Source organism: Peptoniphilus genitalis (genome assembly GCF_023614525.1).
Lineage (GTDB): Bacteria > Bacillota > Clostridia > Tissierellales > Peptoniphilaceae > Peptoniphilus_A > Peptoniphilus_A genitalis.
In genome coordinates, this window is sequence record NZ_CP097885.1 from 169746 (window position 1) to 195904 (window position 26159).

Annotated in this window: 28 protein-coding genes; 8 read left to right on the plus strand and 20 right to left on the minus strand. The window is 32.0% G+C overall.

Annotated elements, in window-relative coordinates:
• The first annotated feature begins 13 nt into the window (after nt 1-13).
• A complete protein-coding gene (gene lepA, locus M9426_RS00830) occupies nt 14-1825 on the plus strand; it encodes a translation elongation factor 4 (RefSeq protein WP_250342155.1) in 1812 nt (603 codons plus the stop codon).
• Nucleotides 1812-2951: a radical SAM family heme chaperone HemW gene (gene hemW / locus M9426_RS00835; protein WP_250342617.1), complete on the plus strand. Its 1140-nt coding sequence runs from the start codon at nt 1812-1814 to the stop codon at nt 2949-2951. The genes lepA and hemW overlap by 14 nt, the downstream gene beginning before the upstream one ends.
• A gap of 28 nt (nt 2952-2979) precedes the next feature.
• On the opposite strand, the gene M9426_RS00840 is transcribed toward hemW, so the two are convergent.
• The 4 genes from M9426_RS00840 to M9426_RS00855 all read right to left on the minus strand — a co-directional run bounded on the left by M9426_RS00840 (nt 2980) and on the right by M9426_RS00855 (nt 6846).
• A complete protein-coding gene (locus M9426_RS00840) occupies nt 2980-3186 on the minus strand; it encodes a hypothetical protein (protein ID WP_250342156.1) in 207 nt (68 codons plus the stop codon).
• A 48-nt stretch (nt 3187-3234) separates the two neighbouring features.
• Complete coding sequence (rpsT, locus tag M9426_RS00845; protein WP_005957552.1) at nt 3235-3504, minus strand: 30S ribosomal protein S20; 270 nt, start codon at nt 3502-3504, stop codon at nt 3235-3237.
• Between the two features lie 86 nt (nt 3505-3590).
• On the minus strand, nt 3591-4601 hold the full coding sequence (gene holA / locus M9426_RS00850; protein ID WP_250342157.1) for a DNA polymerase III subunit delta: 1011 nt from the start codon (nt 4599-4601) through the stop codon (nt 3591-3593).
• Nucleotides 4573-6846 (minus strand): DNA internalization-related competence protein ComEC/Rec2, encoded by a 2274-nt coding sequence (locus M9426_RS00855; RefSeq protein WP_250342158.1) that lies wholly within the window; start codon nt 6844-6846, stop codon nt 4573-4575. Before M9426_RS00855 ends, holA begins: the two co-directional genes overlap by 29 nt.
• A 75-nt stretch (nt 6847-6921) precedes the next feature.
• On the opposite strand from M9426_RS00855, the gene M9426_RS00860 reads away from it, so the two are divergent.
• Nucleotides 6922-8778 (plus strand): alanyl-tRNS synthetase, encoded by a 1857-nt coding sequence (locus tag M9426_RS00860; protein ID WP_250342159.1) that lies wholly within the window; start codon nt 6922-6924, stop codon nt 8776-8778.
• Between the two features lie 110 nt (nt 8779-8888).
• Here the strand turns inward: M9426_RS00860 and M9426_RS00865 are convergent, their stop codons facing one another.
• On the minus strand, nt 8889-9473 hold the full coding sequence (locus M9426_RS00865) for a hypothetical protein (RefSeq protein WP_148465898.1): 585 nt from the start codon (nt 9471-9473) through the stop codon (nt 8889-8891).
• Between the two features lie 91 nt (nt 9474-9564).
• Here M9426_RS00865 and M9426_RS00870 point away from each other — a divergent pair, with 91 nt between their 5' ends.
• Together M9426_RS00870 and M9426_RS00875 are read left to right on the plus strand one after the other, a co-directional pair.
• Nucleotides 9565-10191, plus strand: a complete 627-nt coding sequence (locus M9426_RS00870) for a lipoprotein (RefSeq protein ID WP_148465897.1) — start codon at nt 9565-9567, stop codon at nt 10189-10191.
• Between the two features lie 239 nt (nt 10192-10430).
• On the plus strand, nt 10431-10697 hold the full coding sequence (locus M9426_RS00875) for a C40 family peptidase (RefSeq protein ID WP_250342160.1): 267 nt from the start codon (nt 10431-10433) through the stop codon (nt 10695-10697).
• 86 nt (nt 10698-10783) lie between these two features.
• Here M9426_RS00875 and M9426_RS00880 read toward each other — a convergent pair whose 3' ends face one another.
• The 8 genes from M9426_RS00880 to M9426_RS00915 all read right to left on the minus strand — a co-directional run bounded on the left by M9426_RS00880 (nt 10784) and on the right by M9426_RS00915 (nt 17536).
• Nucleotides 10784-11338, minus strand: coding sequence for a DUF6648 family protein (locus M9426_RS00880; RefSeq protein ID WP_250342161.1), 555 nt, complete (start codon nt 11336-11338; stop codon nt 10784-10786).
• Nucleotides 11339-11440: 102 nt separating this feature from the next.
• The gene (locus M9426_RS00885) at nt 11441-11866 is read right to left on the minus strand and encodes a hypothetical protein (protein ID WP_005957675.1); all 426 of its coding nucleotides are present in this window, start codon (nt 11864-11866) and stop codon (nt 11441-11443) included.
• Entirely contained in the window at nt 11863-12771 is a 909-nt protein-coding gene (gene mnmL / locus M9426_RS00890; protein ID WP_250342162.1) for a tRNA modification radical SAM protein MnmL/YtqA, read from the minus strand. Before mnmL ends, M9426_RS00885 begins: the two co-directional genes overlap by 4 nt.
• A gap of 8 nt (nt 12772-12779) precedes the next feature.
• Nucleotides 12780-13124 (minus strand): DUF1292 domain-containing protein, encoded by a 345-nt coding sequence (locus M9426_RS00895; RefSeq protein ID WP_005957699.1) that lies wholly within the window; start codon nt 13122-13124, stop codon nt 12780-12782.
• A gap of 13 nt (nt 13125-13137) precedes the next feature.
• Nucleotides 13138-14592 (minus strand): aminoacyl-histidine dipeptidase, encoded by a 1455-nt coding sequence (locus tag M9426_RS00900; RefSeq protein WP_250342163.1) that lies wholly within the window; start codon nt 14590-14592, stop codon nt 13138-13140.
• Between the two features lie 48 nt (nt 14593-14640).
• The gene (locus M9426_RS00905; RefSeq protein WP_250342164.1) at nt 14641-15972 is read right to left on the minus strand and encodes a GTP pyrophosphokinase; all 1332 of its coding nucleotides are present in this window, start codon (nt 15970-15972) and stop codon (nt 14641-14643) included.
• A 7-nt stretch (nt 15973-15979) separates the two neighbouring features.
• Nucleotides 15980-16729: a peptidylprolyl isomerase gene (locus M9426_RS00910; protein ID WP_250342165.1), complete on the minus strand. Its 750-nt coding sequence runs from the start codon at nt 16727-16729 to the stop codon at nt 15980-15982.
• 72 nt (nt 16730-16801) lie between these two features.
• Nucleotides 16802-17536 carry an acyl-[acyl-carrier-protein] thioesterase gene (locus tag M9426_RS00915; RefSeq protein ID WP_250342166.1) on the minus strand — a complete coding sequence of 245 codons (735 nt, stop codon included), beginning with the start codon at nt 17534-17536 and terminating at the stop codon, nt 16802-16804.
• Nucleotides 17537-17815: 279 nt separating this feature from the next.
• Between M9426_RS00915 and glmS the strand changes: the two genes are divergently transcribed.
• Both glmS and M9426_RS00925 read left to right on the plus strand, forming a co-directional pair.
• Nucleotides 17816-19642, plus strand: coding sequence for a glutamine--fructose-6-phosphate transaminase (isomerizing) (gene glmS / locus M9426_RS00920; protein ID WP_250342167.1), 1827 nt, complete (start codon nt 17816-17818; stop codon nt 19640-19642).
• A gap of 75 nt (nt 19643-19717) precedes the next feature.
• Nucleotides 19718-20983, plus strand: a complete 1266-nt coding sequence (locus tag M9426_RS00925; RefSeq protein WP_250342168.1) for a hemolysin family protein — start codon at nt 19718-19720, stop codon at nt 20981-20983.
• A gap of 48 nt (nt 20984-21031) precedes the next feature.
• Here the strand turns inward: M9426_RS00925 and M9426_RS00930 are convergent, their stop codons facing one another.
• The 4 genes from M9426_RS00930 to M9426_RS00945 form a co-directional block, all read right to left on the minus strand.
• The gene (locus M9426_RS00930; protein ID WP_250342169.1) at nt 21032-21382 is read right to left on the minus strand and encodes a hypothetical protein; all 351 of its coding nucleotides are present in this window, start codon (nt 21380-21382) and stop codon (nt 21032-21034) included.
• Nucleotides 21383-21455: 73 nt separating this feature from the next.
• On the minus strand, nt 21456-22322 hold the full coding sequence (locus M9426_RS00935; protein WP_250342170.1) for an S-layer homology domain-containing protein: 867 nt from the start codon (nt 22320-22322) through the stop codon (nt 21456-21458).
• A gap of 131 nt (nt 22323-22453) precedes the next feature.
• Nucleotides 22454-23005: a hemerythrin domain-containing protein gene (locus M9426_RS00940; RefSeq protein ID WP_060800353.1), complete on the minus strand. Its 552-nt coding sequence runs from the start codon at nt 23003-23005 to the stop codon at nt 22454-22456.
• A gap of 4 nt (nt 23006-23009) precedes the next feature.
• The gene (locus M9426_RS00945) at nt 23010-23591 is read right to left on the minus strand and encodes a hypothetical protein (protein ID WP_250342171.1); all 582 of its coding nucleotides are present in this window, start codon (nt 23589-23591) and stop codon (nt 23010-23012) included.
• 276 nt (nt 23592-23867) lie between these two features.
• On the opposite strand from M9426_RS00945, the gene M9426_RS09270 reads away from it, so the two are divergent.
• Nucleotides 23868-23990: a hypothetical protein gene (locus tag M9426_RS09270; RefSeq protein WP_256466624.1), complete on the plus strand. Its 123-nt coding sequence runs from the start codon at nt 23868-23870 to the stop codon at nt 23988-23990.
• A gap of 107 nt (nt 23991-24097) precedes the next feature.
• On the opposite strand, the gene rpmF is transcribed toward M9426_RS09270, so the two are convergent.
• The 3 genes from rpmF to M9426_RS00960 form a co-directional block, all read right to left on the minus strand.
• Nucleotides 24098-24280 carry a 50S ribosomal protein L32 gene (gene rpmF, locus M9426_RS00950; RefSeq protein WP_005957570.1) on the minus strand — a complete coding sequence of 61 codons (183 nt, stop codon included), beginning with the start codon at nt 24278-24280 and terminating at the stop codon, nt 24098-24100.
• Nucleotides 24281-24282: 2 nt separating this feature from the next.
• Nucleotides 24283-24816, minus strand: coding sequence for a YceD family protein (locus tag M9426_RS00955; protein WP_005957603.1), 534 nt, complete (start codon nt 24814-24816; stop codon nt 24283-24285).
• 77 nt (nt 24817-24893) lie between these two features.
• The gene (locus tag M9426_RS00960; protein ID WP_060800356.1) at nt 24894-26084 is read right to left on the minus strand and encodes an acetate kinase; all 1191 of its coding nucleotides are present in this window, start codon (nt 26082-26084) and stop codon (nt 24894-24896) included.
• Nucleotides 26085-26159: the final 75 nt, after the last annotated feature.

Sequence of the window (26159 nt, forward strand, 5' to 3'; positions counted from 1 at the left end):
CGGAGGTAAAAATTTGAGAAATCAGAAAAATATTAGAAATTTTTCAATAATAGCACACATTGATCACGGAAAATCTACTCTTGCCGACAGACTAATCGAATCAACAGGCATGCTTACAAAGAGAGAAATGGAACAACAAGTTCTTGACTCCATGGACCTAGAGCGTGAGAGAGGAATTACAATTAAATTAAAGGCAGTAAGGTTAATCTATAAAGACGACAGAGACGGACAAGAATATATTTTAAACCTTATTGACACTCCAGGCCACGTAGACTTTAACTATGAAGTTTCTCGTTCTCTTGCAGCTTGCGAGGGAGCCATAGTTGTTGTTGATGCTGCCCAAGGTGTTGAAGCTCAAACTCTAGCCAATGTTTATCTTGCAGTTGACCAAGACCTTGAACTTGTACCAGTAATAAATAAGATTGACCTACCAAGTGCTAGACCTGATGAAATTAAAGAAGAAATTGAAGATATTATTGGCATTGATACAGAAGGAATTCCACTTATCTCTGCAAAGGAAGGCATTGGTATTGACGATGTTCTTCACGCAATTATTGATAAGGTGCCTGCACCAAGTGGAGACCATAATGCTCCTCTTAAGGCTTTAATCTTTGACTCCTTCTACGATTCTTACAAGGGAGTTATCTGTGACGTTAGAGTTGTTGATGGGTCAGTTAAACCTGGAGACGAAATAACCATGATGGCAACCGGCAAGTCCTTTGAGGTTGTTGAAGTTGGTGTTACATCTAATGGCCACATACCTCTTGACTCTTTAAGTGCTGGTGAAGTTGGCTACATAACTGCTTCTATTAAAAATGTTAAAGACGCAAGAGTTGGGGACACAATAACTCTTAAGAATAATAGGGCGCAAGATCCAATGCCTGGCTATAAAAAAGTTGTGCCTATGGTCTTCTGTGGTGTTTACCCTGGCGAAGGCGAAGAGTACAACAACGTTCGTGAAGCCCTAGAAAAACTTCAGGTAAATGATGCTGCTCTTGACTTTGAAGCTGAAACTTCGGTTGCTCTTGGCTTTGGTTTTAGGTGTGGCTTCTTAGGTCTACTTCACATGGAAATCATCCAAGAAAGACTTGAGAGAGAGTTTGACTTAAATATTGTCACTACTGCTCCATCAGTTATATACAATGTAATGAAAAAAAATGGTGAGATGATTTCAATTCAAAATCCATCAAACCTTCCTGACCCAACAGAGATAGAATACATGGAAGAACCTATTGTCAAGGCAGAGATTATGACTCCAACAGATTACGTTGGTCAAGTTATGGAACTTTGTCAAAACAGACGTGGTGTCTTTAAGAATATGGAATACCTAGAAGAAACTAGAGCCCTTATTACCTACCACATGCCACTTAACGAAGTTATTTATGACTTCTTTGATGCCTTAAAGTCAAAAACTCGTGGCTATGCATCTTATGACTACGAATTAATTGGATATGAAAAATCTGATCTTGTTAAGTTGGATATCCTTATTAATGAAGAGCTTGTGGACGCCTTCTCACTAATTGTTCATGAATCTTCTGCCTACACTCGCGCAAGAAATGTTTGTGAAAAATTAAAGGACGTAATCCCAAGACACCAATTTGCAGTGCCAATCCAAGCTGCAATTGGAAATAAAATCATTGCAAGAGAAACAATTCGTGCCCTTAGAAAGGACGTACTTGCAAAATGTTATGGTGGAGATATTTCGAGAAAGAGAAAACTTCTTGAAAAGCAAAAAGAAGGAAAGAAGAGAATGCGTACTGTGGGTAGCGTAGACATACCACAAGATGCCTTCTTATCTGTTTTAAAATATGATGAAGACAAATAAAATTTCAATTTATATTCATATACCCTTTTGTGAGAGTAGATGTCACTATTGTGACTTCTGCTCTTCTCTTTTAAGTGAACCTAAAGTAGAAAAATATTTTAAATATTTGAGAAAAGAAATTAAATTAAACGAAGACTTTTTAAAAGATAAGATAATTGACACTGTTTTTATTGGAGGTGGAACACCCTCTTCAGTTGACTCAAGATTTATAAAAGAAATTATGGATGACTTATCTGCCTATAATTTTTCCGATAACAGAGAAATAAGTATAGAGTCCAACCCAAACTCTCTAACTAGAGAAAAAGCTGAGGAATACTTTTCTTATGGGATAAATAGAATTTCTATAGGCGCCCAATCATTTAACGAAGAGATTTTAAAAAGAATTGGAAGAATTCACAAAAAAGATGATATTTATAGGGCTATAGAAAATGCCAGGTCAGCTGGTTTTGAAAATATAAATTTAGATTTAATGCTTGCCCTACCTGGTCAAAAGTTTTCTGACATCGAAGAGTCAATAAAGGAAGTAAGAGAATTAAATCTTCCACATATTTCTTATTACTCACTTATTTTAGAAGAAGGGACTAAACTTTTTAGAGATCATGAGAAGTCTCCTCTATCCTTTCCCACTGAAGACGAAGACAGAAAGATGTATCACTATGTAGTTGATGAGCTAGAAAAAATTGGTCTCAAGCAATATGAAATTTCCAACTTTGCCAAAGAAGGCCATGAGTGTCGTCACAACATGGCTTATTGGAAGCTAAGAGATTATAATTCCTTTGGACTTTCTGCTTCATCAAATATTGGAAATTTGAGATACACAAATTATTATAACTTTAAAGATTATTATGAGGCTCTTGATAAAAATGAAAAACCTATAGGCTTCTCAGAGAACTTAAGTAAAGCTGATAGGATGAATGAATTTATTATGATGGGACTGAGACTTAACTCTGGTGTAATCCTAGATGAGTTCGATAAAAAATTTAATGAAGACTTTGTAAAAATTTATGATAAAGAAATAGAAAAAAATTTAAAATCAAATTTAATTCTATTAGAAGATAATAATTTAAGGCTTACGAAAAAGGGACGTGACCTTTCCAACCAAGTTGAGTTAGATTTCTTTAAATAGATTTCCACACAAAAAGAGGTAGATAAAATTATCTACCTCTTTTTTCATTCTCTTTTTTATTCTCTTTTTTATTTTCATTCTTTGATTTATTAATTGCCCTCTTTGCTCTAATTGCATTTAATAAAAATGCCAATGAAAATATAAGGAAGACACTTCTCCCTCTTGAGTAAGATGAATACAAGGATAAAAATAAAAAAATTAAATTTGAAACAAATAATATTTTATTAGCTTTCATCTTTCACCTCAAAAATAAAAAAGAGAAACTTTCCCGGGAAAATTTCTCTTAGCCAGCGATCTTGCTGTTAAGTTCCTTAGCTAGTCGACTTAGCTTTCTGGAAGCTTGATTTTTGTGGATTATATTTTTATTTGCAGCCTTCTTTAACTTTTTATCTGCAACAATAAGAAGTTCTTTAGCATCGTCAATTCTATCTTCATTAAGAGCTGCTCTAAAATTTTTAACTGCATTTTTCATTTCAGTTCTAATTGGTTTGTTTTGTTCAGAATTTCTTCTAGCAACATCAATTCTCTTGATAGCTGATTTAATATTTGCCATTATTTCACCTCCAATATTTAACGCTTTTGCTATTTTACCACGAATTATAAATCATTGCAAGAGATTTTCAAGAAGTCTTGCAAATTCTAATTCTTATTACAATATTTTACAATTAAAGTTTCCATAATTAATTTTTCATCAATGGAGGAAGTTTTAAAAAGTTCATCAGTCTTAATTAGTTCCTCATAAAAATCAATTAAAAATTCTTTTGAGAAGTTTCTCTCAAAGCCTCTTATTTTTTTTAACTCGAAATTTTTTACTTCCATCTTATTCATAATATCATTTTGACTTATGTTTTTTGTAGATAAAATCTTATAGGATAATAAATTTTTAACCTGCCTAATTATCATGGTAAAAATCTTTAGAGATGGCTCTCCTAACTTGTAGAGATTGTGAAGTTCCTTTAATGATTCTTCTCTCTTCCTCCCCATCATGGCATCTAAAAACTTAAAGATATTTGTATCTATGTTTTCAGTTATTGTGCTGGATATATCTTCTCGTGAAATTTTTTTATTTTTGGCATGAGAGGCAATCTTATCCATTTCGGTCTTGAGGTCTAGGAGGCTTACATCTTCATTTTTTGAATTGTAACCACTCTCTCCTATAAAAAGAGAAACTTCACTTTGACTTATTTCCTTTCCCTTCCTAATGAAGTAGCCTTTAATAAAATTGTTTAGGTCCACAGGGTTTAACTTTGCAAAGTCCATGTCCCTATCTTTTTTCTTAAAGGCCTTATAAAATTTTGTAGTTTTTTTGATGTTTGCAGTATCCCAAAAAATTAAAACTACAAAGTCAGATAAGTTATCTAAAAATTCATAGAAGGAATCTTTTAATTCATTTTCCCCTAAGAAGTCCACTACATCCCGAACAAGAACAATTTTTTTGTCATTCATTACTGGATAGGTCTCGCAAGCTGAGATAATATCCTCTGGCTTAACTTCACTTCCCTTAAACTTGGTGTAGTTAAAGGCTTCAGTCCCCTTTACATATTTATTTATTAAGTAGCCCACTGCATTTTCCATTAAATATTTTTCTGGTCCCAAAAATAAGTAGGCTCCAGAGTGGTCGCTATCTCTGTAGATTTTTTTGTAGTTCATAATTTTTCCTCGCCACAATATATAATAAGCTTGTGTTTAAAATAATGAGAAGCAAATAAAATTTGTAATCCTCTTCCCTATTATTTCTTTCTATTTTAAACTGATTTCCCAAAATTTTAAAATCAACTTCCCCGTCTCTTAAGGTAACATAGTATATGATACCATGTTTTTCCAAATTCTCCAGACTCTCTTTATGGGGATGTCCATAGGAATTTTCATAGCCTGCCGAAATCACTGCAATTTTTGGCCTTGTCCTTTCTAAAAAATCATCACTTGTTGAAGTTCTGGATCCATGATGAGCAACTTTTAACAAATCAACCTTTGAATTAATTTCCCTCTCAACTTCAGCTGATATATCTCCTGTGAAAAGAGTCTTAAAGCCCTTGTGGTCTAAGAGCAAGACCATGGACTTGTCATTTTCTTCTTCCTTCCTTTCATTGTCTAGCAAGACTTCCATGCTTGTGTACTTAAAAAGTTTTATCTTATCTCCCTTAGAAAGCTTGATAATTTTTGAATATTTTTCTCCCTCTTCTAAGATACTTAAATCTTCTGGAAGATGATTTATAAAAATATTTTTTACCTTATAGTTTTCTAAGATTTTATTTAAGTTGCCAAAGTGATCCTCATCAAAGTGGGAAATAAAAATCCCATCTATTCTAGTAATACCCCTTAGCCTTAGGCTTGGAAATAAATACTTTTCTGCAATTTTATTATCAAACCTAGCCCCACCAGTATCAATGAGATAATTCCTTCCCTTATATGAAATTAAGGCACAGTCCCCCTGGTCTATATAGAGCTGACTTATCTCAAAGGTCATAAGGTCTCTGTATATGCCAAAGCCCATTAATAAAAATACAAGTGCCCCATAAATTTCTATTATTTTTAAGTTAGGCCTAATGATTTCATCTAGCTTTCTCCTATTCAAAATTACAAGAAGCAAGATGTAGTAGATAAAAATATATTCGAACTTAAAGGCTTTTAATGTTAAAAATATTGACCCCTTAGAAAGCAGGATACTTTCAAGTCCATAAGTAGCATTCATTAACAGATTTAGAAATCTTCCAAGCAAACCTGGAAAAATTCCAAGACCCATGAGAAAACCTAAGGATATGATAAGAGAATAAATTGGAACTATTATTAAGTTTGCAAGAAAAACTAAAATAGAAAAACCTGAAAAATAATAATTTATTAATGGGAAAACTGAAATTATTACTGACAAGGTCCCAACAAATGACTTACTAATTAGGCTCCTACTTGAAACTCTTTCAATGAGGTTTGGATAGACAAAAATTAAGCCAAAAATTGCACCATAGGAAAGTAAAAGTGAGATAGAATAAATTGCCATGGGATTTATTAAAAGTATAATTGATAGACTTAAAAAGAGAATATCTTTCGTGTCTATGTCCTCTTCTAAGTAAGTGTTGCCCTTGTACAAGATGTAAAACAAGAAGGCACGCAGACCTGAAATTGGAAATCCAATTGTCATTATGTAAAAAGATAAAATAACAAACAAGCTAAAGTCCGTAAACTTTTTATTCTTGCTCAGGTTTTTAATTATAAATTCTAAAAAGAGAGCTAGAACTCCAATGTGAAGACCTGACACAGCTAAGATGTGGCTCATGCCAAGAGAGTTAAACCTGTCTCTTTCCATAGAGTCAACTAAAGATTTATCAGCTAAGATAAGTGATCCCATTAAGCCAGAATTTCTTTCGTTTAAATATTTATTAAAAAAATATTTTGCCCTTTCAATAAATAAATTTGAAAACCTATAAATCCCTCTTGGTTCAGATATTTTTTCATAACTACTTATCTTTCCAAGAAGATAAATCCCCTGAGACTTATTGTTCTTCTCATAGTCAAAGGTCCCCTTGTTCATGGCAGGAAGAGGTGGATAAAATTTCCCCTGAACTTTATACCTTCCTCCCCTTTCTAGTTTTTCATAAACTAAGACCTTAGTCTTAAATTTTTTTCTATTAAGATATTCTGTCTTAATAATAGATTTGTTTTCATTAGACAAAACAACCTTACCTATAACTTGCCCATCAAAGGGCTTTAAGCTGTAGTCCCTGAAGTTAAAATTTATAAAAACAAATAAAATCACTAGAGGCAAGTATAAAAATTTATATCTATCTTTAAGAGATAAAATATAAGCGGTAGTAATAAGAAAAATTATTCCCACAAGAAGATAGGATTTTATGTAAATTGAAAGTATAAGACCAAAGATTACTCCTGCGAATAAGTACATAGGCACCCCTCTTCATTATATATCTTTTTGAGGTCATGGACCATGAAATATGTTAATATATTAGAGGAGGTAATTATGAATTTAGTTTACAAAAACCCTTACAAGACAAAGTACAAATTAGAAATAATTGATAAAATAAATCGCGACGGAATTACTTATGGGAAGCTTGAAAATCCTCCTTACTTCTTAGGAAGTGAAAGAGTTTCAGCTGATCAAATTAAAATAAATGGAGAAGAGCCTAAGTTTTTATCAGGCAACAAGTCTTATTTTAAAATTGATGAAGGCACAAAGAATGTAGAAATTGAAATTGGATGGAAAAACAGACTCCTTCTCATGCAAGAAAATCTTGGCAATGCCCTAGTGAGACATTTTTTAAAATCCAACACAAACATAGATATTATTGGCTACAAAGTCGAGAACTCTTCATCCTATATTGACGTATCTGCAAAAGATTTTAAGTTTATGACTGCAAAAAATATCGAGTCTCTTGCCAACTACGCAGTATTTTCCAACCTTGCCATTGAAAGTTTTGGCGACCACATTTCTATTGAAAGACTTGCCGACATCCCTTATGAAGGTCCAGCCCTATCAAGAACTGGTGAAATTGGAATGATTTTTATTTCTTCTGTTGAGAAGCTAAATTCACTAATTAGGCTTAGGGTCACATCAGGAGAAAATGCCTACAAGTTAGCCCGTAACTCTTTAAACATCTTAGACAATATGAAGATGTATCTAAATAGCGACAGCATTAACTCAGTCTTTTCTGATGTTAAAAAGTTAAGAGCTAATATGAATTCATCAAAAAATTCTCATAAAGATGCAGAATACGAAAAAGTTGGAGATTTTGATAAAGTCCTAAAAGAAGAAAAGGCTGTTAACCCTATTAAAGTGGCAGAAACTATTGATTATAAAAACATTGATGGAGTTAAAGATGATTTAGGTGATAGTGAAAGTTCTGCAAGCAAAATCGCAAATAAAAACTCAGAAGAAAAAGACTTGCTTGAAGAAAAAAAAGAAACTTCTAAAGAAATAGAAGACTTCAAACAAAAAGAAAAATATGATGCAAACTTCTTCCACGAAAAATATAAACTTGAATCCTTTAAGGACTTAAACAAATTCAAAACTTCAAGTGAAGATAAAGAATCCATAGAAACTAATAAAAAAGAAATTAACAATAAAGATGAAAAAATTAATCAAGTTAAAAGAGAAGAAAAATACGATGCAAAATTCTTTCACGAAAAATATAAACTTGAATCCTTTAAGGATTTAAACAAATTCAAAACTTCAAATGATGATAAAGAATCCATAGAAACTAATAAAAAAGAAATTAGCGATAAAGATAAAATAAACACTGAAGTTAAAAAGGCAGAAAAGTACGATGCAAAATTCTTCCATGAAAAATACAAACTCGAATCCTTTAAGGACCTAAATAAATTTAAAAGTACTAATGAAGATGAAAACTCTGGGAAAGAGTCATTGAAGGAAGAAGAGTCAAATAATAAAAATTCAAAAGAAAAAGATGCATCTTCTATAAAGCTTAACAAGAAAGAAGATGAAGAGAGGACTTCCCTCTTCTACCAAGCAGTAGATAGCTTTAAAAACTTTTCCACTGAATTTTCTGGTCTAAATTATATCTATAAGGTCCTTCAAGATATAAACTTAAAAGAACTTCGTGAAATTTCAAATTATATCTTAAAAGAAGATGACTTCATACAAATTTACGGACTTAAAAATGGATCCAAATCAAAAATTATAATCCTAAGATCACAAAATCTAAACTTTGATCTCAAGAAGATCTTTGAAAAATTAAAAGACCACTTCACTTTCACAGGGACAGGCAATATGTACACCCTAGACATCCAATGCAAGGAAGAAGACTTAACTAGAATTATGGAATCCTTCCTAATCGAAATAAGAAGAGAAGCAAAATAATTATAGCTCACATTAAATAATTTTATGTTTAATGTGAGCTATATTTTAATTCAAAAACATTATGTACAAAAGTAAATTACAATTAGATATTCTTATGAATAGTTAAGTATTTAGATATCATGATAAACAGTCCCACTTCCATCAAGATATGGTCCATTTCCATAATAATCTGGATTATCACCTGTAGAAATAGAAACTGTATAATACCTGTTTCCTTTTACTCTTCCATATTCAGTTTGTCCACCGTTTGTTTCAAATTGAAACTTTTCAATATCCCATAATTTAGAACTTATTTTAACCTCATATGGAAAACTAACTCCAGATATTTCATTTCCATATACATCTACAAGTCGAGCTTGTGAATAAACTCTTATTGAAGCTGATCCAATCCAGAATTTGTCTGAACTTACATAATTTCTAATATGAAAACTAAAATTTTTCGCTGGTTTAAAACTTCTCGTAGTATAATCTGTTTTCAACCAAGCAAAATATTCTCCCGTTTCAGGATTATAGTAATCAATTTTTTCAACTCTATCTTCTTTTATTAAATTCTCTAATTTTTGTGATGCGGAATAGTAACTTATGTCTTTAATATAATTAGAATTTTCTTCTTCTTCTTCTGCAAATGCACTTATTGGACAAATTAATGTAATTGCAAAAAGCAAAACAGCTAATATTTTAATTTTTTTAAACATTTTTACCTCCTTTTATTACTTTACTTCTGTACATAATTATTGTACAATAATATCATCTAAAAGTAAAGCGTTCAATTTATGGAGGTAAAATATGAAAAAGTTTTTAATTTTTATTTTCTCAATGATAATACTAACATCTTGTAACTCTCAAACAAGAAAATCTGACAATATGACTGTGAATTTAGATGAGTTTTATAAAACTAAACCTATATCTACATATATTCAATCTGTTGATTTTGTAACATCAAAAAATCTTACGGAAAAGGTATCAAAAACTTATAATTCTTTAGATGAACTAGAAAAAGATTTAAGATTAAATTTTCTTCATTCCAGTTTTTTTAATCAATCTGATTACGACACTATTTATTTTAATGATGATTATTTTTCTAAAATATATTTATTTAAAGAAGATATAAATCCTTATTATTTTGGTGTTAGAAATTTGGGAAATGATAGAAGTTTAATTTTAGAAATATCGTGGAAAAACAATCCAAATGAAGCACCATATTCAGTAGAATTAATGGGCGGAAGCGAAATTATCGAAAACTATGATATAAATTCGATAAATATCTCTATAATTAAAGAATCAAGAGGCAAAAATGTTTTTTATTCTGGTATTTTTAAATTTAATGATATGACCTACTTTATTAAAAATTCTAAGGATTTAGATGCTTTAAAAAACATAATCCAAGATCTTTTAAATATCAAAAAGGACTGAGGGAGCTTTATCCCACAGTCCTCTTTTAATTGGATCTATGAAAAAATCAATACTTATAGGCTAGTTAAACCGTAAAAACTATAATTAACTAAAAAACTTTAAAAATAAATATAGCTAACAAAACACCTTAGGTCTTTGTAAATTTTATTTGCAATTCATTATGTAAAAAATGACTCTATAATTTTTTATTAAGCGGAGTTGATAATCATTGTAATATGTACGCCGACAAGGGTTACCAAATGGTTAAGGCCCAATACACTCGTGCAGAAGAATTTGGTGGCATTTATGTAAATATAAATGAAACTTTATATCCTGGCGATGTATTGTTCTACAAAAATCCAAAATGGACTTATGGCTACAATCATGCTGCAATTTATCTAGGTCTTAATGGCGGAAGAAAAATTATAGTTCACGCAACTCTAGCAGACGGACTCGTAAGTGAGTCTGAGTCAAAGGTTTACTCATGGGGTTATCAACCCTTAAGGGCTGTGAGATATTTAAAATAACTTACTACTTCTTAATAAAAATTTTTAGAAATAAATACGCAAATAAAAAAAGACTGATTCAGAATTTTCTGTTTCAGTCTTTCTATTTAATAATATTTTTCATTGATATAGTGATCTATGATGGAAGTCTTAATTCCGTCGTCAAAAATTTTTTCTTCTTGAAGGACTTTCAAAAGCCAGTCAGCCTTTGAATGAAAGATTGCCTCTTTCTTATCCTCTAGAACTATTTCATAAAGCTCATTTCTCAAGGCCTTTGATTGGCACTTTATATAATAAGCCTTCATATTTCTAAAGTCTTGAATTTTTAAAATATTTAAGACAGCCTTGTCCTTAAGCTCGTAGTATTTATTTGTTAAATTCAGATAATAGTTGTAGTACTTTGAATGTTTTTTTGTATTTCTTACGTCCTTTGAAAGAGATTTATAATACTTTGCCATAACATTATAGTATTGGTAGTTGTACATCCCCTTTTCATAGGAGTCAACCTTTATATAGGGTCTTGCATTTCTCAAGGCAAAATAATCAAAATTCTTTTGCAAAAATTCCCTCTTGGTGAGTTCGCCATTTGTGTACTGGCTTATGAGAAAGGACCTGTGTTCAAAAAAATCTTCAAATACTCCTCTTTTTTTCTTTAAATCCACGCAACACCATTAATCACACTTAGAAATATTGGGATTACCATTGCTAAAACGAGGAGAATCGCAATAATTCTAACCATTGTTTTTCTATCCACTTATAACACCTTATTTGCTAGTAACTTCTAGACATTTATCCTTTAATGATTCAGGCATGTCTTCTTTTAAGTAATCAACGTTAATAAAAATTTCTTTGTTTGCAGCATCAGGAATTTTAGCAACCTTGTTGTAAAGGTGTTCTAGGTCTTCAACGTTAAGTTTAAGAACTTTATAAATTCCATCAACATAAATCTTGTGTAGGTCATAATCCATTGCAAGAAGTCCACAGATAAAACCGTAAAAACTGTCAATTGAGTTCAATCTGTATTCAGTAGCATTAATAAGTCTTACATTATAATCAAGACTAAAAATGTGATCGTCATCAACTTCTACAAAAGCAATATTTCCATCGCCTTGTTTCATATCTTCATTAGCGTTGTCGATTAACCATCTTGTTTTTCCAGAGCCTTTGCTTCCTAAAATATACTTTATCATAGTAATTCTCCTTTCATTAGATCACCTTGGGTGTATCCATTTTCTTGCATCTCATTAACAATGTCATCTCTAATTTTCCACCAGGAAGTATTCCAATTGCAGAAGAGAGAATCTTCATAAGGTGCTCTTCCAATTATTCTTTCAACTATTATATCATCTTTAAGATTTCTTAAAAAGAGTATAACTTTTTTCTTGTAGTCCTCTAAAGAAATAGGTTCTATCTCGCCCCTTTCATACATCTTGCCTAGGGCTGTGCCTTTTAAGATATAAAGGGCGTGAAGCTTAACTTCATCGACGCCAAGGGCATTTAATATCTTTGCTCCTTCCACAATGTCTAAGTCGTCATCCCAAGGGAGTCCAATAATCATGTGGGTACAAATATTTAAATTCCTATTTTTTAACTTAATAGCTGCATCGATAAATTCAGCGAGACCGTGGCCCCTATTTAATTTCTTCAAGCTGTGATAGTTTGAAGTTTGAAGACCAATCTCAAGGGTTACGAAGTATTTCTTGTTTAATTCTTCTAAGTAGTCTAGGTGTCTCTTGGGAAGGTAGTCAGGTCTAGTTGATATACTAAGTCCTACTACATCTTCAATAAGGGACTCCTCAATTACCCTCTTAAAATCTTCAAAGGGCATGTAGGTGTTTGTAAAATTTTGAAAATAGGCTATAAATTTTTTAGCCTTGTATTTCTTTTTTATGTGGTCCATATTTTTTAAAAGTTGCTCTCTTACAGATCCTTCACTGTTTTCGAAAGAGCCACCTTCTTCACCACAAAAAATACATCCACCTCTTCCACAAGTTCCATCCCTATTGGGACAAGTTAAGTCAAGTTTGACTGGAAGCTTATAAACTTTTTCGCCAAACTTGTCTCTTAAAAAGTCTGAGTATTTTCTATAAGCCATATAGAAAATTATTCTTCGTCTTCGTCGTCAAAAATTTCTTCGAAAGTCTTTGAAACTTTTTCAAATTCTTCTTCAGATTCAATAGTATCAAGTTCTACTTCTTCTTCGTTGATTTCCTTGTACTTGTAAATAAATACATCTTCGCCATCTTCTTCATCTTCAGGAAGTAGGGCAATGTATTCTTGATCTTCACATTCAAAAATTCCAAGAACTATACATACCATTTCACTGTCGTCTTCTAGCGTAAGAGTGATAGTTTGGTAGCCGTCTTCATGTTCGTGGTCGTGTCCACAACCACAGTCGCATCCACAATCTTCGTCGTGTTGGTGTAGGTTTTTTTCTTCGTTATTCATATTTCCTCCAAATTTATTTTAATTTTTCTAATATTTTTATTAAGAAATCAAATACTCTTTCAGTTGATGAAATAGAAAGGTGTTCGCCAGGTGCGTGTACTCCCTTCATATTTGGTCCAATAGAAAGCATATCTATATCTCCAATTGTTTCAACAAAAATACCACATTCTAGTCCAGCGTGAATTGCTTCAAGCTTAAATTCTTTTCCACTTACTTCCTTATAAGCTTCCTTAGCCACTTCTCTAAGAGGTGAAACTTCTTTATATTCCCATGCAGGGTATTTTGTTATAATTTCTACTTCTGCTCCAAGATTTTTTGCAGCAATTTTGTTTACACTTCCAATGTATTCCTTAGCAGATGATACAGAAGATCTTATATTTGAAATAATGTGAACTTCATCTTCATGATTTTCAATTACTCCAACATTTACAGAAGTTTCGACTAGACCTACAATGTTCTTACTCATTGCAATGACACCATTAGGTAATAGGTTGATAAGATCAACTATCCTATTCTTTAAATCATCTGTAAAGGCCTTGTCGCAAGTTTCCTTTGACTTTTCAAAGTTAAGTCTTACATCTGGGTCAACTTTTCCAAGTTCAGTAACAAATTCTGAATTTAATTCCACAATTACATCTTGAACTTTTTTTATGTCTTCATCTTTTACTGCTACAAGAGCTCTTGCATATCTTGGGATAGCATTTGGCTTTGCTCCACCTTCGATTTCAATTAAGTCTCCGTCAACCTTTTGGAATAAGCTATAAAGACTTCTTCCTAAAATTTTAACTGCGTTGCCAAGACCAACTTGAATTTCTTGTCCAGAGTGACCACCCTTTAATCCATTAACTATAACTTCATAAATAGTTTTGTCCCTATCTAAATCTTTAAATTCTTTTTTAAGTTTTAATAGGTCTCTTTCCGCACCTGCACAAGAGATACATCCAACCCCTTCAGTTTCAGAGTCAATGTTTAGTAGTCTCTTAGATGTAACCATTCCTTTTTCAAGATTTCCAGCACCTGTCATTCCACTTTCTTCATTAACAGTGAAGAGGGCTTCAATCTTAGGGTGTTTGTATTCATCAGATTCTAATAGAGCAAGTGTCATTGCCACGGCAATGCCATTGTCTGCACCAAGTGTTGTTTCACGCGCAATAATTAAGTCTCCATCTATCTCATACTTTATTGGATCTTTAGAAAAATCAATTGTACATTCTGGAGTCTTTTCACAAACCATGTCCATGTGACCTTGTAAGATAATACTGTCTACATCTTCATAGCCTTCTGTTGCTTCTTTAATTATTACAACGTTTCCAATTGTATCAGTTCTGTATTCCAAGTTGTGATCTTTTGCAAAAGAAATTAAGTAGTCTCTTATTTTTTCTTCTTCAAAGGAACATCTTGGAATTTTTGTCAATTTATCAAAATAATAAAATGTTCTGTTCTCTAATAAGGTATCTTTATTTTTCATTTAAACCTCCTAGGTCTATTATACATAAGAAGTGTTAATAATTACATATTAAAAAGTATAATTGTCTTTAAATATTTTAAGCATTCTGTCCCTTGATTTGGTATCAGACTTTTCTATTTCGCAAAGCACATTTCTAAACTTATTTAGAGATTTATCCATTAAAAATTCAAGAGAAGGTGTCTTTTTAAACTCTTCTAAAACAAGAGATAAAACTTCCTTTTCAAATTCTTGCGACTTCTCTTTTGAAAGTTCTTTGTCTTCACAGAGTTTTCTTAGGCTACAAGTATACTCATATCTCACAAAAATAATAAACTCAGTCAATATGTCGCTATAAGATTCTTGTAACAATCTCTGTAAGATTTTAAAGAAAATATTCCAATCTAGGTCACTGTTTAATACCTTGCTAAAAACTTCTATTAGTCCCTTAGAAAAGTTGTCATAATATTTTGGCGTGTTTTTAAAAACAATGTACTCTTCAAAGTCCATTTCATTTCCAGAAACAGAGTTCACCTTGTTAATTAAATTTATGAAATTTTCTCCATAACTTAAGTCCTTATTTCTCGAAGACTTCATAAATAGAAAATCTACAACTATGTCTGTTATAATTTTTATGTTTAAATATATTCCCAGCTCTTCATGAATTTTCGTAGTGAATACATCGTGAAGGATCTTTGACAAAAGTTTCTTTAATTGTAACTCTGCAGAAATTGTCTCTGAGGCATCCTGCTTCTTTACATGGTCGTAAAGTATCATAAGCTGCTTGTCAATCATCTTTAGGTTGTCATTAATGGAATTCATAATTTCCCTAAAGAAGCCTTCGGTAACAATGTAGTTGTAATTTTTGTAAAGTAGCTTGTGGTCAATTTCTCCCCAAAATACATTTACAAAGGACTTTATCTGAAGCTCAAAACAATAAATAAAAGACCCAGTATCATATTCACCATCAAGTTTAAACATTGTGAAACCATTTGCAAGAGTTTGAGGTTGGGGGTCATCTAGCTTAAGTCTAATCTTTCTATTTTTATTAGACCTATAATAACCCCTGTCGGACTTTATTGTGAAGTCCTTGATAATTTTTTTATAAAGGTCTTCTTCGTCCTTGATGAAACGGCATTCAACTCTAATTCCAACTAAATCTTGAATGTACTTAAATCCACTAACAGGATCAGGAAACCTCATGAAAAAATTTCGCCTAATGAGTTTTTCTCGTAAGGATTCCTGAGTTTTTATTCTTGTAGTGATATTTGTAAGCCTATCATCATCTAAAAATAAATCTGTAAAATACTTTTTAAGCTCTTTATTAACTCCCGCAAGTTCAATTTTATGGTAATCAAAAAGATCCATTACATCATCGATGTAATTAAAAAGCTCAAGTTTCATAATCCACCTAGATGTTCATTTTCACTTCGTATTTGTCTTTTAATTCTGTGATTTTTTTGTTGTAAATTTCTTGTTCCTTTTGTCTTCTAACTTGTTCCACAATTCTATCTTTAACTTCATCAAAAGAAAGTTCCCTTGCATCATTCTTTTGGTTGATTTTTATAATGTGGTAACCAAATTGAGTTTTAACTGGTTCAGTAATAGTTCCAACTTCGTTTTCAAAAACTGCATCTTCAAATTCTTTTACCATTTGTCCCCTAGTGAAAGTTCCAAGATTTCCACCCTTTTCCTTTGATGGACAAGTTGAATATTCCTTTGCAAGTTCTTCAAAGTCTCCGCCATTTTTAATTTTTTCATAGATTTCTCTCGCCTTGTCTTCTTCTTCAACTAAGATGTGAGAAGCATCAGCAGATTCTCCTTGCTTAAAGGCATCTTTGTTTTCTTCATAGAACTTTTTGATGTCTTCATCTTTAACTTCAGCAGTAGCAAGAAGCTTTCCAAGTGCATATGTCTTTAGCATGCTTTCCTTTGTCTTTTCAACAACTTGGATGAATTCATCTTCCTTGTCCATGCCCTTTTCCATTGCATCTTCATATAAAAGAGCTTGGTAAACTAATTCATTTACCACGTCCTTATTTAATTCTTCTCCGCCAAAATATTGTTTTAATTGTGGGTTAAGTGAATCAATAAATAAATTGTAATCCACTCCTGTGATCTTTTTACCATTTACTTCTGCTAAAACTTTATCTTTATCCATTATTACCTCCGTAATTTTCTTTCTAATTTATTAACTTTTCTATGAATATGTTAACATTTGAAAAATATTTTTTCAACTTATTGGGGTCTCAGAGACGCCACAAATCCTTGCATAAATTTGACTTTGATCTTTGCTCTTGAAGAAGAAATAAAACCTATCCTCTTCTCTATAAAAATCAATTACAATCTCATCGCCTAACTTCAATTCATTAATATAGTTGACATTGATGTCTTTAAACTTTACATGAGTGTACTCATCAGTTACAACTTCATAAATAAGTTCAAGATAAACAGAATTGTTGACGTGATTATTAAAATCCAAGTCTCTCCTTAAAATTTTATAAGAAAATCTATTTGTTATCTCTTGATCACTTGGCTCATTAACTCTTTCAATGCTTTTGAAAATTCTACTTCCATTATTTCCATAAATTTCTGCGATTTCTTCAGGAATTTTTATCGCTTTTCTCTTCTCAACATCAATTAACAAAAATATAGCTGAAGCTTCAATAACTTTTTCTCCTTTGCAATAAACTTCAAACTCGCGAAAGGCATTTATGTTTTTAAATCCACTTGCCCAAGTTTTAATTTTTATTTTCTCATGACTTCTTGGGTACCTATTAATTTTTATTTTCCACTTATAAATCATCCAAGTGTAACCCATGTCTAATAATTTTTCATTGCTAAGACCAAGATCTATTGACTGATAGTTTGACGTTTCTATTAAGTAACTTACAAGATGATTGAGCTTTAGGTCTCCATCACTTGATAAAAAATTCATCACTTCATATTCTTTACAAAAAATTTTCATAAGAACCTCCAAATTTATTTTAACATAACTTTACTAATTCATAGGTATAAGAGAGCTTGCAAGCTTATTAAGTTTACTTTAAATATACCTTATGGTAAAATTTACAGAAAGAGACAAAAATTTATGAAGCGCCTGAGCCCTAGTGGCTGACGAGGTATGAGGTTATCGAAAATCGGCGGATGCCTCAAAGGTTTCACAGCCTAAACATTTTACAAAAAATAAAAGTAATTTTATAACAAAATAAATGTAGTGAGTCTCTAACAAATTGGAGGTAGAAATATGTGCGGAATAGTTGGATATATTGGAAAAAATATTGCAACGAAATTAGTACTAGAAGGTCTTAAAAAATTAGAATACAGGGGTTATGACTCTGCAGGACTTTCTTTTATAAAAGATGATAAATTAGTAACATTTAAGAAAAAAGGTCGTATAAAGGCTCTTGAAGAATCCTTTGACATTGATAAGTACCCTTCTAATGTTTGTATTGGTCACACAAGATGGGCAACTCACGGCGAGCCAAATGAAATTAACGCTCACCCCCACCTAAGTTCTGACAAAAAAGTTTCTGTAGTCCACAATGGAATCGTAGAGAACTACTTAGAACTTAGAAATATGTTAGTAGACAAGGGACACACTTTCCTTTCACAAACAGATACAGAAGTTATACCTAACTTGATATCAGAAGAATATGATGGCGACATCTTGGAAGCTGTCTTTAAATCAACTAACATCTTAAAGGGAGCCTACAGTCTTGGAATCATTGATGAGAATGAACCTAATAGACTAATAGCTGTTAGAAACTCTTCACCTCTTCTCTTTGCTATCTGTGATGATGGATACTTTGTAGCAAGTGATATTACATCTGTTATTGAACACACTAATAAGATTATTTATCTTGAAGATGGCGACGTAGTTGACATGAGAGAAGACTCTTATACAATCTATGACAAGGACCATAAGAAAGTAGAAAGAGAAATTACTGAAGTTGAGATTTCTGCATCAGATGCATCAAAGGAAGGTTACGACCACTTCCTTATTAAGGAAATTCATGAGCAACCTTCTATCCTAAAAGAAGTTATCTCAATTAAACACAAGGACTACAAGATTAATCTTCCAGCTGAAGGAAGCTTATCTCTTGAAGAACTAGAGAATATTGACAAAATATATGTAACTGCTTGTGGTACTGCCTTCCACGCAGGAGAAGCTGGCAAGTATGCAATAGAAAATCTTTGTGGCATACCAGTGATTTCAGAAATCGCATCTGAGTTTAGATACAAGAATATGTTCTTAGACGACAGGTCTCTTGTAATCTTTGTATCTCAATCTGGAGAAACAGCAGACACCCTAGCAGCTCTTAGAGAAGCTAAAAAAATCGGAGCAAAAACTCTTGCTGTTACAAATGTTGTTGGCTCATCAATTTCTAGAGAAGCAGACAAGGTTATCTATTGTTATGCAGGACCAGAAATTTCTGTTGCCTCAACAAAGGCCTACACAACACAAGTTATTTCACTTTACTTCTTGGCTATGGACATTGCTCTTAAGTTAAATAAAATTTCTCAAGATGAAGTTAAAAATATAATTGAAAATATGGAAAAACTTCCATCACAAATTGAAGAAATCTTAAAGCACAAAGAAGAATTTAAAGAAATTGCAGACTCAATTAAAAATGCTAAATCAATTTTCTACACTGGTAGATCTCTTGACTATATAACAGCAAAAGAGGGAGCCTTAAAGTTAAAAGAAATTTCTTACATTCACACAGAAGCCTTCCCTTCTGGAGAACTTAAACACGGCTCAATTGCCCTTATAGAAGAAGGCACACCTGTTATCTCAGTTGCACTTTATAGCAAGATTCTTGATAAAACTGTTTCAAATAACCAAGAGCTTATTGCAAGAGGAGCTAAAGTTATCTCTATTGCAGAAGAAGGAAATGAATTCGTCAAAGATTCTTCAGATGAAATAATAGAAATTCCAAAAACTATTGATCTCTTGACACCCCTTCTTGCAGTAATACCTGAACAACTAATTGCTTATTACACTTCAGTATTACTTGGCAACGACGTAGACAAACCTAGAAACTTAGCAAAATCAGTAACTGTTGAATAATCAAAAGGCTGCCTGAGGGCAGCTTTTTTAGATTAAATTTATTTGGGTATAAAAAACTAAATGGAGTTGAATTTTATGACTTATTACATATACCTAATCTTAGCCCTTGTGGCAATATATTTTTCCTATTTATTTACCCTAATCGAGAATGCCTACTTGGCTCTTGGGTCTGTAAAATTATCTAGGCTTGAAGACTTAGAAGTAAAAAATATCTCAGTGATAAAAAAACTTGTGAAGAAAGAAAATATTTATTCCACAACTTTGATCTTGGATTATTTTTCTAATTCACTTTCAATTATCTTTACCTCTATATTCTTCTACGAAGTCTTCGACATCCTTGGGCTTGTTATAGGAATAATACTCTCTACGATTATAATAATAATTTTTGGAGAAAGCCTACCAAGGAACTTAGGCAAAAATAACTACGAAAAAATTGTGCCAAAGTATGCAAAATTTTTAAATTTTTTAATTACAATTTTGAGACCTTTTTCAATGTTCATAAACTTCTTGTCCCAATCTATAATAAAAATTGTGATCAAGGACAAGGACTACAAGGCACCAATAATAACAGAAGAAGACCTAATTGATGCCATGGACCTTGGTATGGAAGAAGGAATTATAAATAAAAATGAGTCAAGGATGATTCAAAATGTAATTGACTTTAAGGACAACTACGCCAAAGACATTATGACACCAAGAACTGACATAATTGCAATAGATATCGAAGAAAGCTTTGATGAAATAATAGAAAAAATTTCTGAATATTCTTATTCAAGAATGCCAGTCTATGAAGACAATCTTGACAATATTGTTGGCATCTTAAATGTTAAGGACATCTTCCACATGGATAGGACTAAGTCCCTTGCTGATAACAAAGAATTTTTCAAAAAGGCCTTCTTCACTTTTGAGTACAAACCAACAGGAACTCTCTTCTCTGAAATGAGGCAAAAAAAATTATCCGTTGCCATAGTTACAGACGAGTATGGTGGAACCGAGGGAATGATTACCTTTGAAGACATCTTTGAGAAAATCGTTGGACAAATTTCTGACGAGTACGACAAAGAAGAAGATGAAGAAATCCTACAAGTTGGTCCAAACAAATATATTATTGAAGCTTCAATAAATATTGACGAGATAAATCAAATTTTTGGAACAGAACTTGAGTGTCAAGAGTTTGACTCCCTTGGTGGTTATATAATCGAAAATATTGACAGGTTCCCTAAACTCAATGAAGTCATAAAAATTGACGACCTTAAATTTACAATTGTAAAAAAGACAAAGAATAGGATTGAAAAAATTCTTGTGGACTTCCCAGCAGACATAAAAAATAAAAATTTGTAAAAAAATAAGAGATTCGCAATTGAATCTCTTTTTCTTTGCCATTAATTTTTAAACTTCAACAACCTGTATCTTAGAATTTTTCCAGCTTGCTTTCTCTCCCAATCTCTCTACAATACCAATTAAAATTTCATCTTCTTCTTGCTCTTCATCTAGGGGCAAGACTCTTGTGTCTAAGTCGTGAGGAATCATTTCAACAACAGGTCCCAAGTCTCTGTGAACAATGACCCTATTATTTAAATTCTTAAGCTCTTCCCTATCCTCTACCTTAATATACTTTCCATCTTTTCTAGTGTAGAAAAAAATATCTTTTCCATATTTTTCTCTATAATAAATTATGTAAGTCTCACAAGAAAATTGAAAACTTCCAAGTGGACTAATGTCAAAAATTACTTTTTTCATTATCTCACCTGGAAGTATTATATCATAGATTATTTAATTTTATAATTTAAATAAATTTTTTGTAAACTTTTCATTAAATATGACGTACTATAGAAGAAATAACTTCTTCCCTATTCATTTCCTTCTTTGGATTGAAGTTTTTCTTTTCATCCAAAGTCAAATACTTTGCATTAAGTGCCTTGTTAACAGATTCTCTTGCATAATTTGCAATCTTCTTCCTATCCTTTATACTTACGTTTTTGCTGTTATTTAGTTCAAAAATATTTGCAATAACAACTGCATAGTCTTCCCTAGTCATATGAGCCTTTGGAGCAAAAGTTTCATCGCCCTTTCCACTCATAATTCCAAGGTCACAAGCCATGTTAACATATTGGTTGTCTGTGTCCTTGAAGTGCTTAACAGAACCTTGAGAAGATCTCTTGTATTTTATCTTGTATGCCTTAACTGCAATTTCTGCAAATTCTTCCCTAGTAATTTTTGCTCTTGTATCAGTTGCAACTTCTTTAGAAAAAAGTTTTAAATCTTCTGCCTTCAATAAATCTTTATAGGCCCAGTTGCTGTAATTTCTAAAAACAGGAGCCTTGCCTAGGTGAAGTTCATTGGAAAATTCCGAAGACTTGTCCTTATTGGCAAATCTAAGTCTAAAGGCATAACCACTTGAAGGTCCAACAGCTGAATCTAATTCCTTTTGGCTAATAGAAACGAAATTTTTATTATCCTTGGAGATAATATTTTTCTTAAATAATCCCTTAGATTCATTTCCCTCGCTCTTAACTTCAATTTCTATTAGGTCCTTAGCCTTGGCATTTTTAATTTCAAAATTATAAACATCACTTTCCTTAATTGCACTTACATTTAAAGGCATGGCTGCTTCTTTAGATGCAAAAACACCGAGAGGTGCTGCAATTAAAATTATCATCAATATAAATATTCTTTTCATTCTTTCACCTCGAGGAATTATATTATCAAAAAGTCTGGTAAAAGTCTTGCTTATGAAGGCTTTGTAATCAATTTGTAATCTTTATACTAATAGATGAAAGTGAATTTATAAAAACTAAGGAAAATTTTAAATCAAATTCCCAAGGACTTCATTAAATTCTTTTTGTCTTCAAGATTTTTTTCTTCTTCCTTAACCCTATCTTCCATTTCCCTAGCAACTTCTTCTTTCACATCTTCTGGAAGGCTTTTATCTGCAAAGGGATAAACTGTTTTGTTTTCCTTTTCTGCATGATTTCTAAGTAGCTCAACATAGGACATGGCATTAGTTATTATGTGTAACTTAGCAAGATCATCTGAAGTTTCTTCAAATAAATTTAAATTATTTTCAAGTTCCATTACATAACCCCTCGCCATTTGATGTTCCACAAGCATGCCACCACGCACAACTTTTTCTGCAAGAGGTCCAAGATTATCAAGCATTGCCTTAAATAAAATGTCCTCTTCCTTCTTGTGGTGAAGTCCATCGGCATATAATCTTATAAAACTTATAGCCTTCCTAAAAAATTCAACATCTACTTGTCCCTTAAGAATTTCCAAACACTTTTCTTCCATTCTATTGCAAAAAGCTAAAATTTCTTCGTGCTCATCTTCCAAGTATTCAATCGTAAATTTTAAAGTATCCATTTATTCACTTCCTAATTACATAAGTTTCATTTATCTTTTCATATTTTAATCCAGAATTTTCTAAACTTCCACCTATAAAAGCATCTCTTAGGTCCCAATACAAATCTGGATTTACATAATTCGCCCAAATATCTCTGTGAAGGTCTCTTACAACCTCAAAAACAAATTCATCTTCATCATTTTTTACAATCATGAGGGAGTGGTCGCAAGGCATCCCATCTAAAAATTTTGTAGTAATAAAGTTGAAGGCTTCACCAGGAGTATCTCCAGCCTCATAAGATTTTCCAAAGTCGTAGAATTTGTTTTTTAAATCTTCTATGTCAAAGTCCTTTAACAAAACTCCCACTGTCTTTGCAAGTCGGTTTTCACTTCTTCTCACTCTTTCATCAAGCCAGCCGTGAATATTAGCTTCGTCAATAATATCCTTTAAGTCACCCTTCTCTATTGGAAATTCCTTATCAAGGTCCTTGCTTAAACTAATTTTTTCATCTTCATCAGCTAAGTCAAGTAAACTTGTTAACAATTCTTCTTGAAATAAAATCTTTTCGTACATCAAATGGTGAATGTATCCTAAAAATAAACTCATTGTATCCCTCTTTTCTATTTTGATTTTACCATTATTTTCAAAAAAATAACGTGATTTTTATCACATTTATTATAATTTAAATTTGATTTTTTTTGCTAAAGTAGTAAACTATAAATAAGAATAACTTTAGGAATCTAAAGGAGGAGCTTATGAGTCCACAAACAATAAAATTTTTAACGTTTTTACAACCCAACTACATAACAAGCATTGTAGAAATAGTTTTTCTTATTTTGATATTGAATAAGCTAAAAGAAATCAGTAATAAGAGGTGAGCTTATGGAAAAACATACAGAAGTTATAAGAGTTGGAATTCATTTGATCCTAAACCTAGGACTAGAATTTATAAAAATTTACCTACTTTCTAGGATCCTAGGTCTATTAAAAAAATTTGATAACTAAAACAAAAAGAGAGGTTACGAAACCTCTCTAATTTTTTGCAAATAAAATTTTAAAAATTCAAAGTCAATTAAGAGAAATAAAAAAAGCGAGACCTAAGTCTCACTTTATTATTCTGCTTCTGTAACAATTTCTTTGCCTGCATAGTGTCCACAAGAAGGACAAACTCTATGAGGTAATTTCATTTCATGGCAGTTAGGACATTCAACTACTGTTGCTTTATTTAATCTGTAAGAAGATGCTCTTCTCTTGTTCTTTCTTTGTTTTGAAGTTTTTCTCTTAGGTACGGCCATTTCTACACCTCCTCATCTTTAAATAAATCTAATAACTTCCCAAATCTTGGGTCCACAACTTCTTCTTCAATTTCTTCTTCCACACAATCACAAGGGCCATCATTCAAGTTCTTGCCACAATGTGGGCATAATCCCTTGCAATCTTGGCTACACAAATTCTTCCCATTAATGGAAGTAAGTATTTGTGAAAAAATAATTTCCGAAAGATCTATGGAATCATTCTTAATTTTAAAGTACTCGTCTACAGAATCTTCATCATATAAACTTGGGTCTTTAAAATTGTAAGCAATGTAACTTGTCTCCTTCTCATTTACAAATTCCTTGAGACATCGGTCACAGTTAGCCTTAAATTTGTAGGAAATATTGAGACAAAGTTCTAACTCCCCTGTCAAATCATGAATATATCCATTGTACTCTACGGGATAGATGAGATTGAGATCCTCTAAATTCAAATCCGTGTCATTTTCCTCTAGAATACCCTCAAAGTCTAATCTGACTTCATCAGATGACAAAAAAGTACTAAGATCTAATTTCATTTTCTCACCTCAAAAATACATACAAATAATTATAGCTTTTAAAATTTAGTCTGTCAATACTATATTGAAAATTAAACTTAAACAAGTTCCTTTGTATCTCTTGCAATCATAAGCTCTTCGTTAGTTGGGATAACAAAAACTTTGATTGAAGAATCGTCAGAAGAAATAAGTTTATCTTCTCCTCTTACATTGTTTCTTTCAGGGTCAAGTTTTATGCCTATAGATTTTAATCCAGCACAAATTGATTCTCTCATTTCAATAGAGTTTTCACCAACGCCAGCTGTAAATACAATAGCGTCAACATGATCAAGTTCAGTCATGTAAGAACCAACGTAGCCACGAACTCTCTTTTCAAAGATATCAAGGGCAAGTTTTGCTCTCTTGTTTCCTTGGTCTCTAGCTTCTTCAATATCTCTAAAGTCACTTGATACTCCAGAAATTCCTAGTACACCTGATTTTTTATTAATTAGAGTGTTGATTTCTTCAGTAGAAAGATTTTCCTTGTCCATGATGAATGGAAGAATAGCTGGATCTAGGTCACCACATCTTGTACCCATAGCAAGTCCTTCAAGTGGTGTGAAGCCCATTGATGTATCAATTGATTTACCATTTTTAACTGCACATATACTTGAACCATTACCAAGGTGACAAGTGATTAAGTTAACTTCATTTACATCCTTGCCAAGCATTTCTGCTGCCCTGTTAGTGATGTATCTGTGAGAAGTTCCGTGGAATCCAAATCTTCTAATTTTATATTTTTCGTAGTATTCATATGGAAGTGCATAGATGTAGCTTTCTTCTGGCATAGTTTGGTGGAAAGCTGTATCAAATACTGCAACTTGTTTAACATTAGGAAGAAGTCTTTGACAAGCCTTGATTCCCATAATGTTTGGTGGGTTGTGAAGAGGAGCTATTTCAACATTATCTTCAATTCCCTTTAGCACTTTTTCGTCGATTACAACAGATTGAGCGAAGTCTTCGCCACCGTGTACAACTCTGTGACCTACAGCATCAATTTCATCAAGTGATTTGATTGCACCGTATTCTTCATTTGTTAGGGATTCCATTACAAGTTCAAGAGCTCTCTTGTGGTCTTGCATTGGAGTTTCAATAGTTTTCTTTTCCTTACCAATTGTTTCGTGTTTAATTCTTGAACCTTCAATTCCGATTCTTTCAACTAAACCCTTTGCCATCACATCTTCAGTTTCCATGTTAATAAGTTGATATTTAAGGGAAGATGATCCGCAATTAATAACTAATATCTTCATATTTCCTCCTCAGTTTTTTAAATTTATTAAATATAGTATAATAACTAATAATTAGTTTATAACAGTTGTAGCCAT

Excerpts from the sequence above, each read along its gene's own strand:
- M9426_RS00925 (WP_250342168.1), top strand. The coding sequence starts at position 19,718 with ATGACTTATTACATATACCTAATCTTAGCCCTTGTGGCAATATATTTT.
- M9426_RS00870 (WP_148465897.1), top strand. The coding sequence starts at position 9,565 with ATGAAAAAGTTTTTAATTTTTATTTTCTCAATGATAATACTAACATCT.
- holA (WP_250342157.1), bottom strand. The coding sequence starts at position 4,601 with ATGAACTACAAAAAAATCTACAGAGATAGCGACCACTCTGGAGCCTAC.
- M9426_RS00910 (WP_250342165.1), bottom strand. The coding sequence starts at position 16,729 with ATGGATAAAGATAAAGTTTTAGCAGAAGTAAATGGTAAAAAGATCACA.
- M9426_RS00895 (WP_005957699.1), bottom strand. The coding sequence starts at position 13,124 with ATGAATAACGAAGAAAAAAACCTACACCAACACGACGAAGATTGTGGA.
- M9426_RS00900 (WP_250342163.1), bottom strand. The coding sequence starts at position 14,592 with ATGAAAAATAAAGATACCTTATTAGAGAACAGAACATTTTATTATTTT.
- M9426_RS00840 (WP_250342156.1), bottom strand. The coding sequence starts at position 3,186 with ATGAAAGCTAATAAAATATTATTTGTTTCAAATTTAATTTTTTTATTT.
- mnmL (WP_250342162.1), bottom strand. The coding sequence starts at position 12,771 with ATGGCTTATAGAAAATACTCAGACTTTTTAAGAGACAAGTTTGGCGAA.
- M9426_RS09270 (WP_256466624.1), top strand. The coding sequence starts at position 23,868 with ATGGAAAAACATACAGAAGTTATAAGAGTTGGAATTCATTTGATCCTA.
- M9426_RS00940 (WP_060800353.1), bottom strand. The coding sequence starts at position 23,005 with ATGGATACTTTAAAATTTACGATTGAATACTTGGAAGATGAGCACGAA.
- M9426_RS00960 (WP_060800356.1), bottom strand. The coding sequence starts at position 26,084 with ATGAAGATATTAGTTATTAATTGCGGATCATCTTCCCTTAAATATCAA.
- hemW (WP_250342617.1), top strand. The coding sequence starts at position 1,812 with ATGAAGACAAATAAAATTTCAATTTATATTCATATACCCTTTTGTGAG.
- M9426_RS00855 (WP_250342158.1), bottom strand. The coding sequence starts at position 6,846 with ATGTACTTATTCGCAGGAGTAATCTTTGGTCTTATACTTTCAATTTAC.
- M9426_RS00885 (WP_005957675.1), bottom strand. The coding sequence starts at position 11,866 with ATGATAAAGTATATTTTAGGAAGCAAAGGCTCTGGAAAAACAAGATGG.
- rpsT (WP_005957552.1), bottom strand. The coding sequence starts at position 3,504 with ATGGCAAATATTAAATCAGCTATCAAGAGAATTGATGTTGCTAGAAGA.
- M9426_RS00915 (WP_250342166.1), bottom strand. The coding sequence starts at position 17,536 with ATGAAAATTTTTTGTAAAGAATATGAAGTGATGAATTTTTTATCAAGT.
- glmS (WP_250342167.1), top strand. The coding sequence starts at position 17,816 with ATGTGCGGAATAGTTGGATATATTGGAAAAAATATTGCAACGAAATTA.
- rpmF (WP_005957570.1), bottom strand. The coding sequence starts at position 24,280 with ATGGCCGTACCTAAGAGAAAAACTTCAAAACAAAGAAAGAACAAGAGA.
- M9426_RS00905 (WP_250342164.1), bottom strand. The coding sequence starts at position 15,972 with ATGAAACTTGAGCTTTTTAATTACATCGATGATGTAATGGATCTTTTT.
- M9426_RS00935 (WP_250342170.1), bottom strand. The coding sequence starts at position 22,322 with ATGAAAAGAATATTTATATTGATGATAATTTTAATTGCAGCACCTCTC.
- M9426_RS00945 (WP_250342171.1), bottom strand. The coding sequence starts at position 23,591 with ATGAGTTTATTTTTAGGATACATTCACCATTTGATGTACGAAAAGATT.
- M9426_RS00955 (WP_005957603.1), bottom strand. The coding sequence starts at position 24,816 with ATGAAATTAGATCTTAGTACTTTTTTGTCATCTGATGAAGTCAGATTA.
- M9426_RS00860 (WP_250342159.1), top strand. The coding sequence starts at position 6,922 with ATGAATTTAGTTTACAAAAACCCTTACAAGACAAAGTACAAATTAGAA.
- M9426_RS00865 (WP_148465898.1), bottom strand. The coding sequence starts at position 9,473 with ATGTTTAAAAAAATTAAAATATTAGCTGTTTTGCTTTTTGCAATTACA.
- M9426_RS00930 (WP_250342169.1), bottom strand. The coding sequence starts at position 21,382 with ATGAAAAAAGTAATTTTTGACATTAGTCCACTTGGAAGTTTTCAATTT.
- M9426_RS00875 (WP_250342160.1), top strand. The coding sequence starts at position 10,431 with ATGGTTAAGGCCCAATACACTCGTGCAGAAGAATTTGGTGGCATTTAT.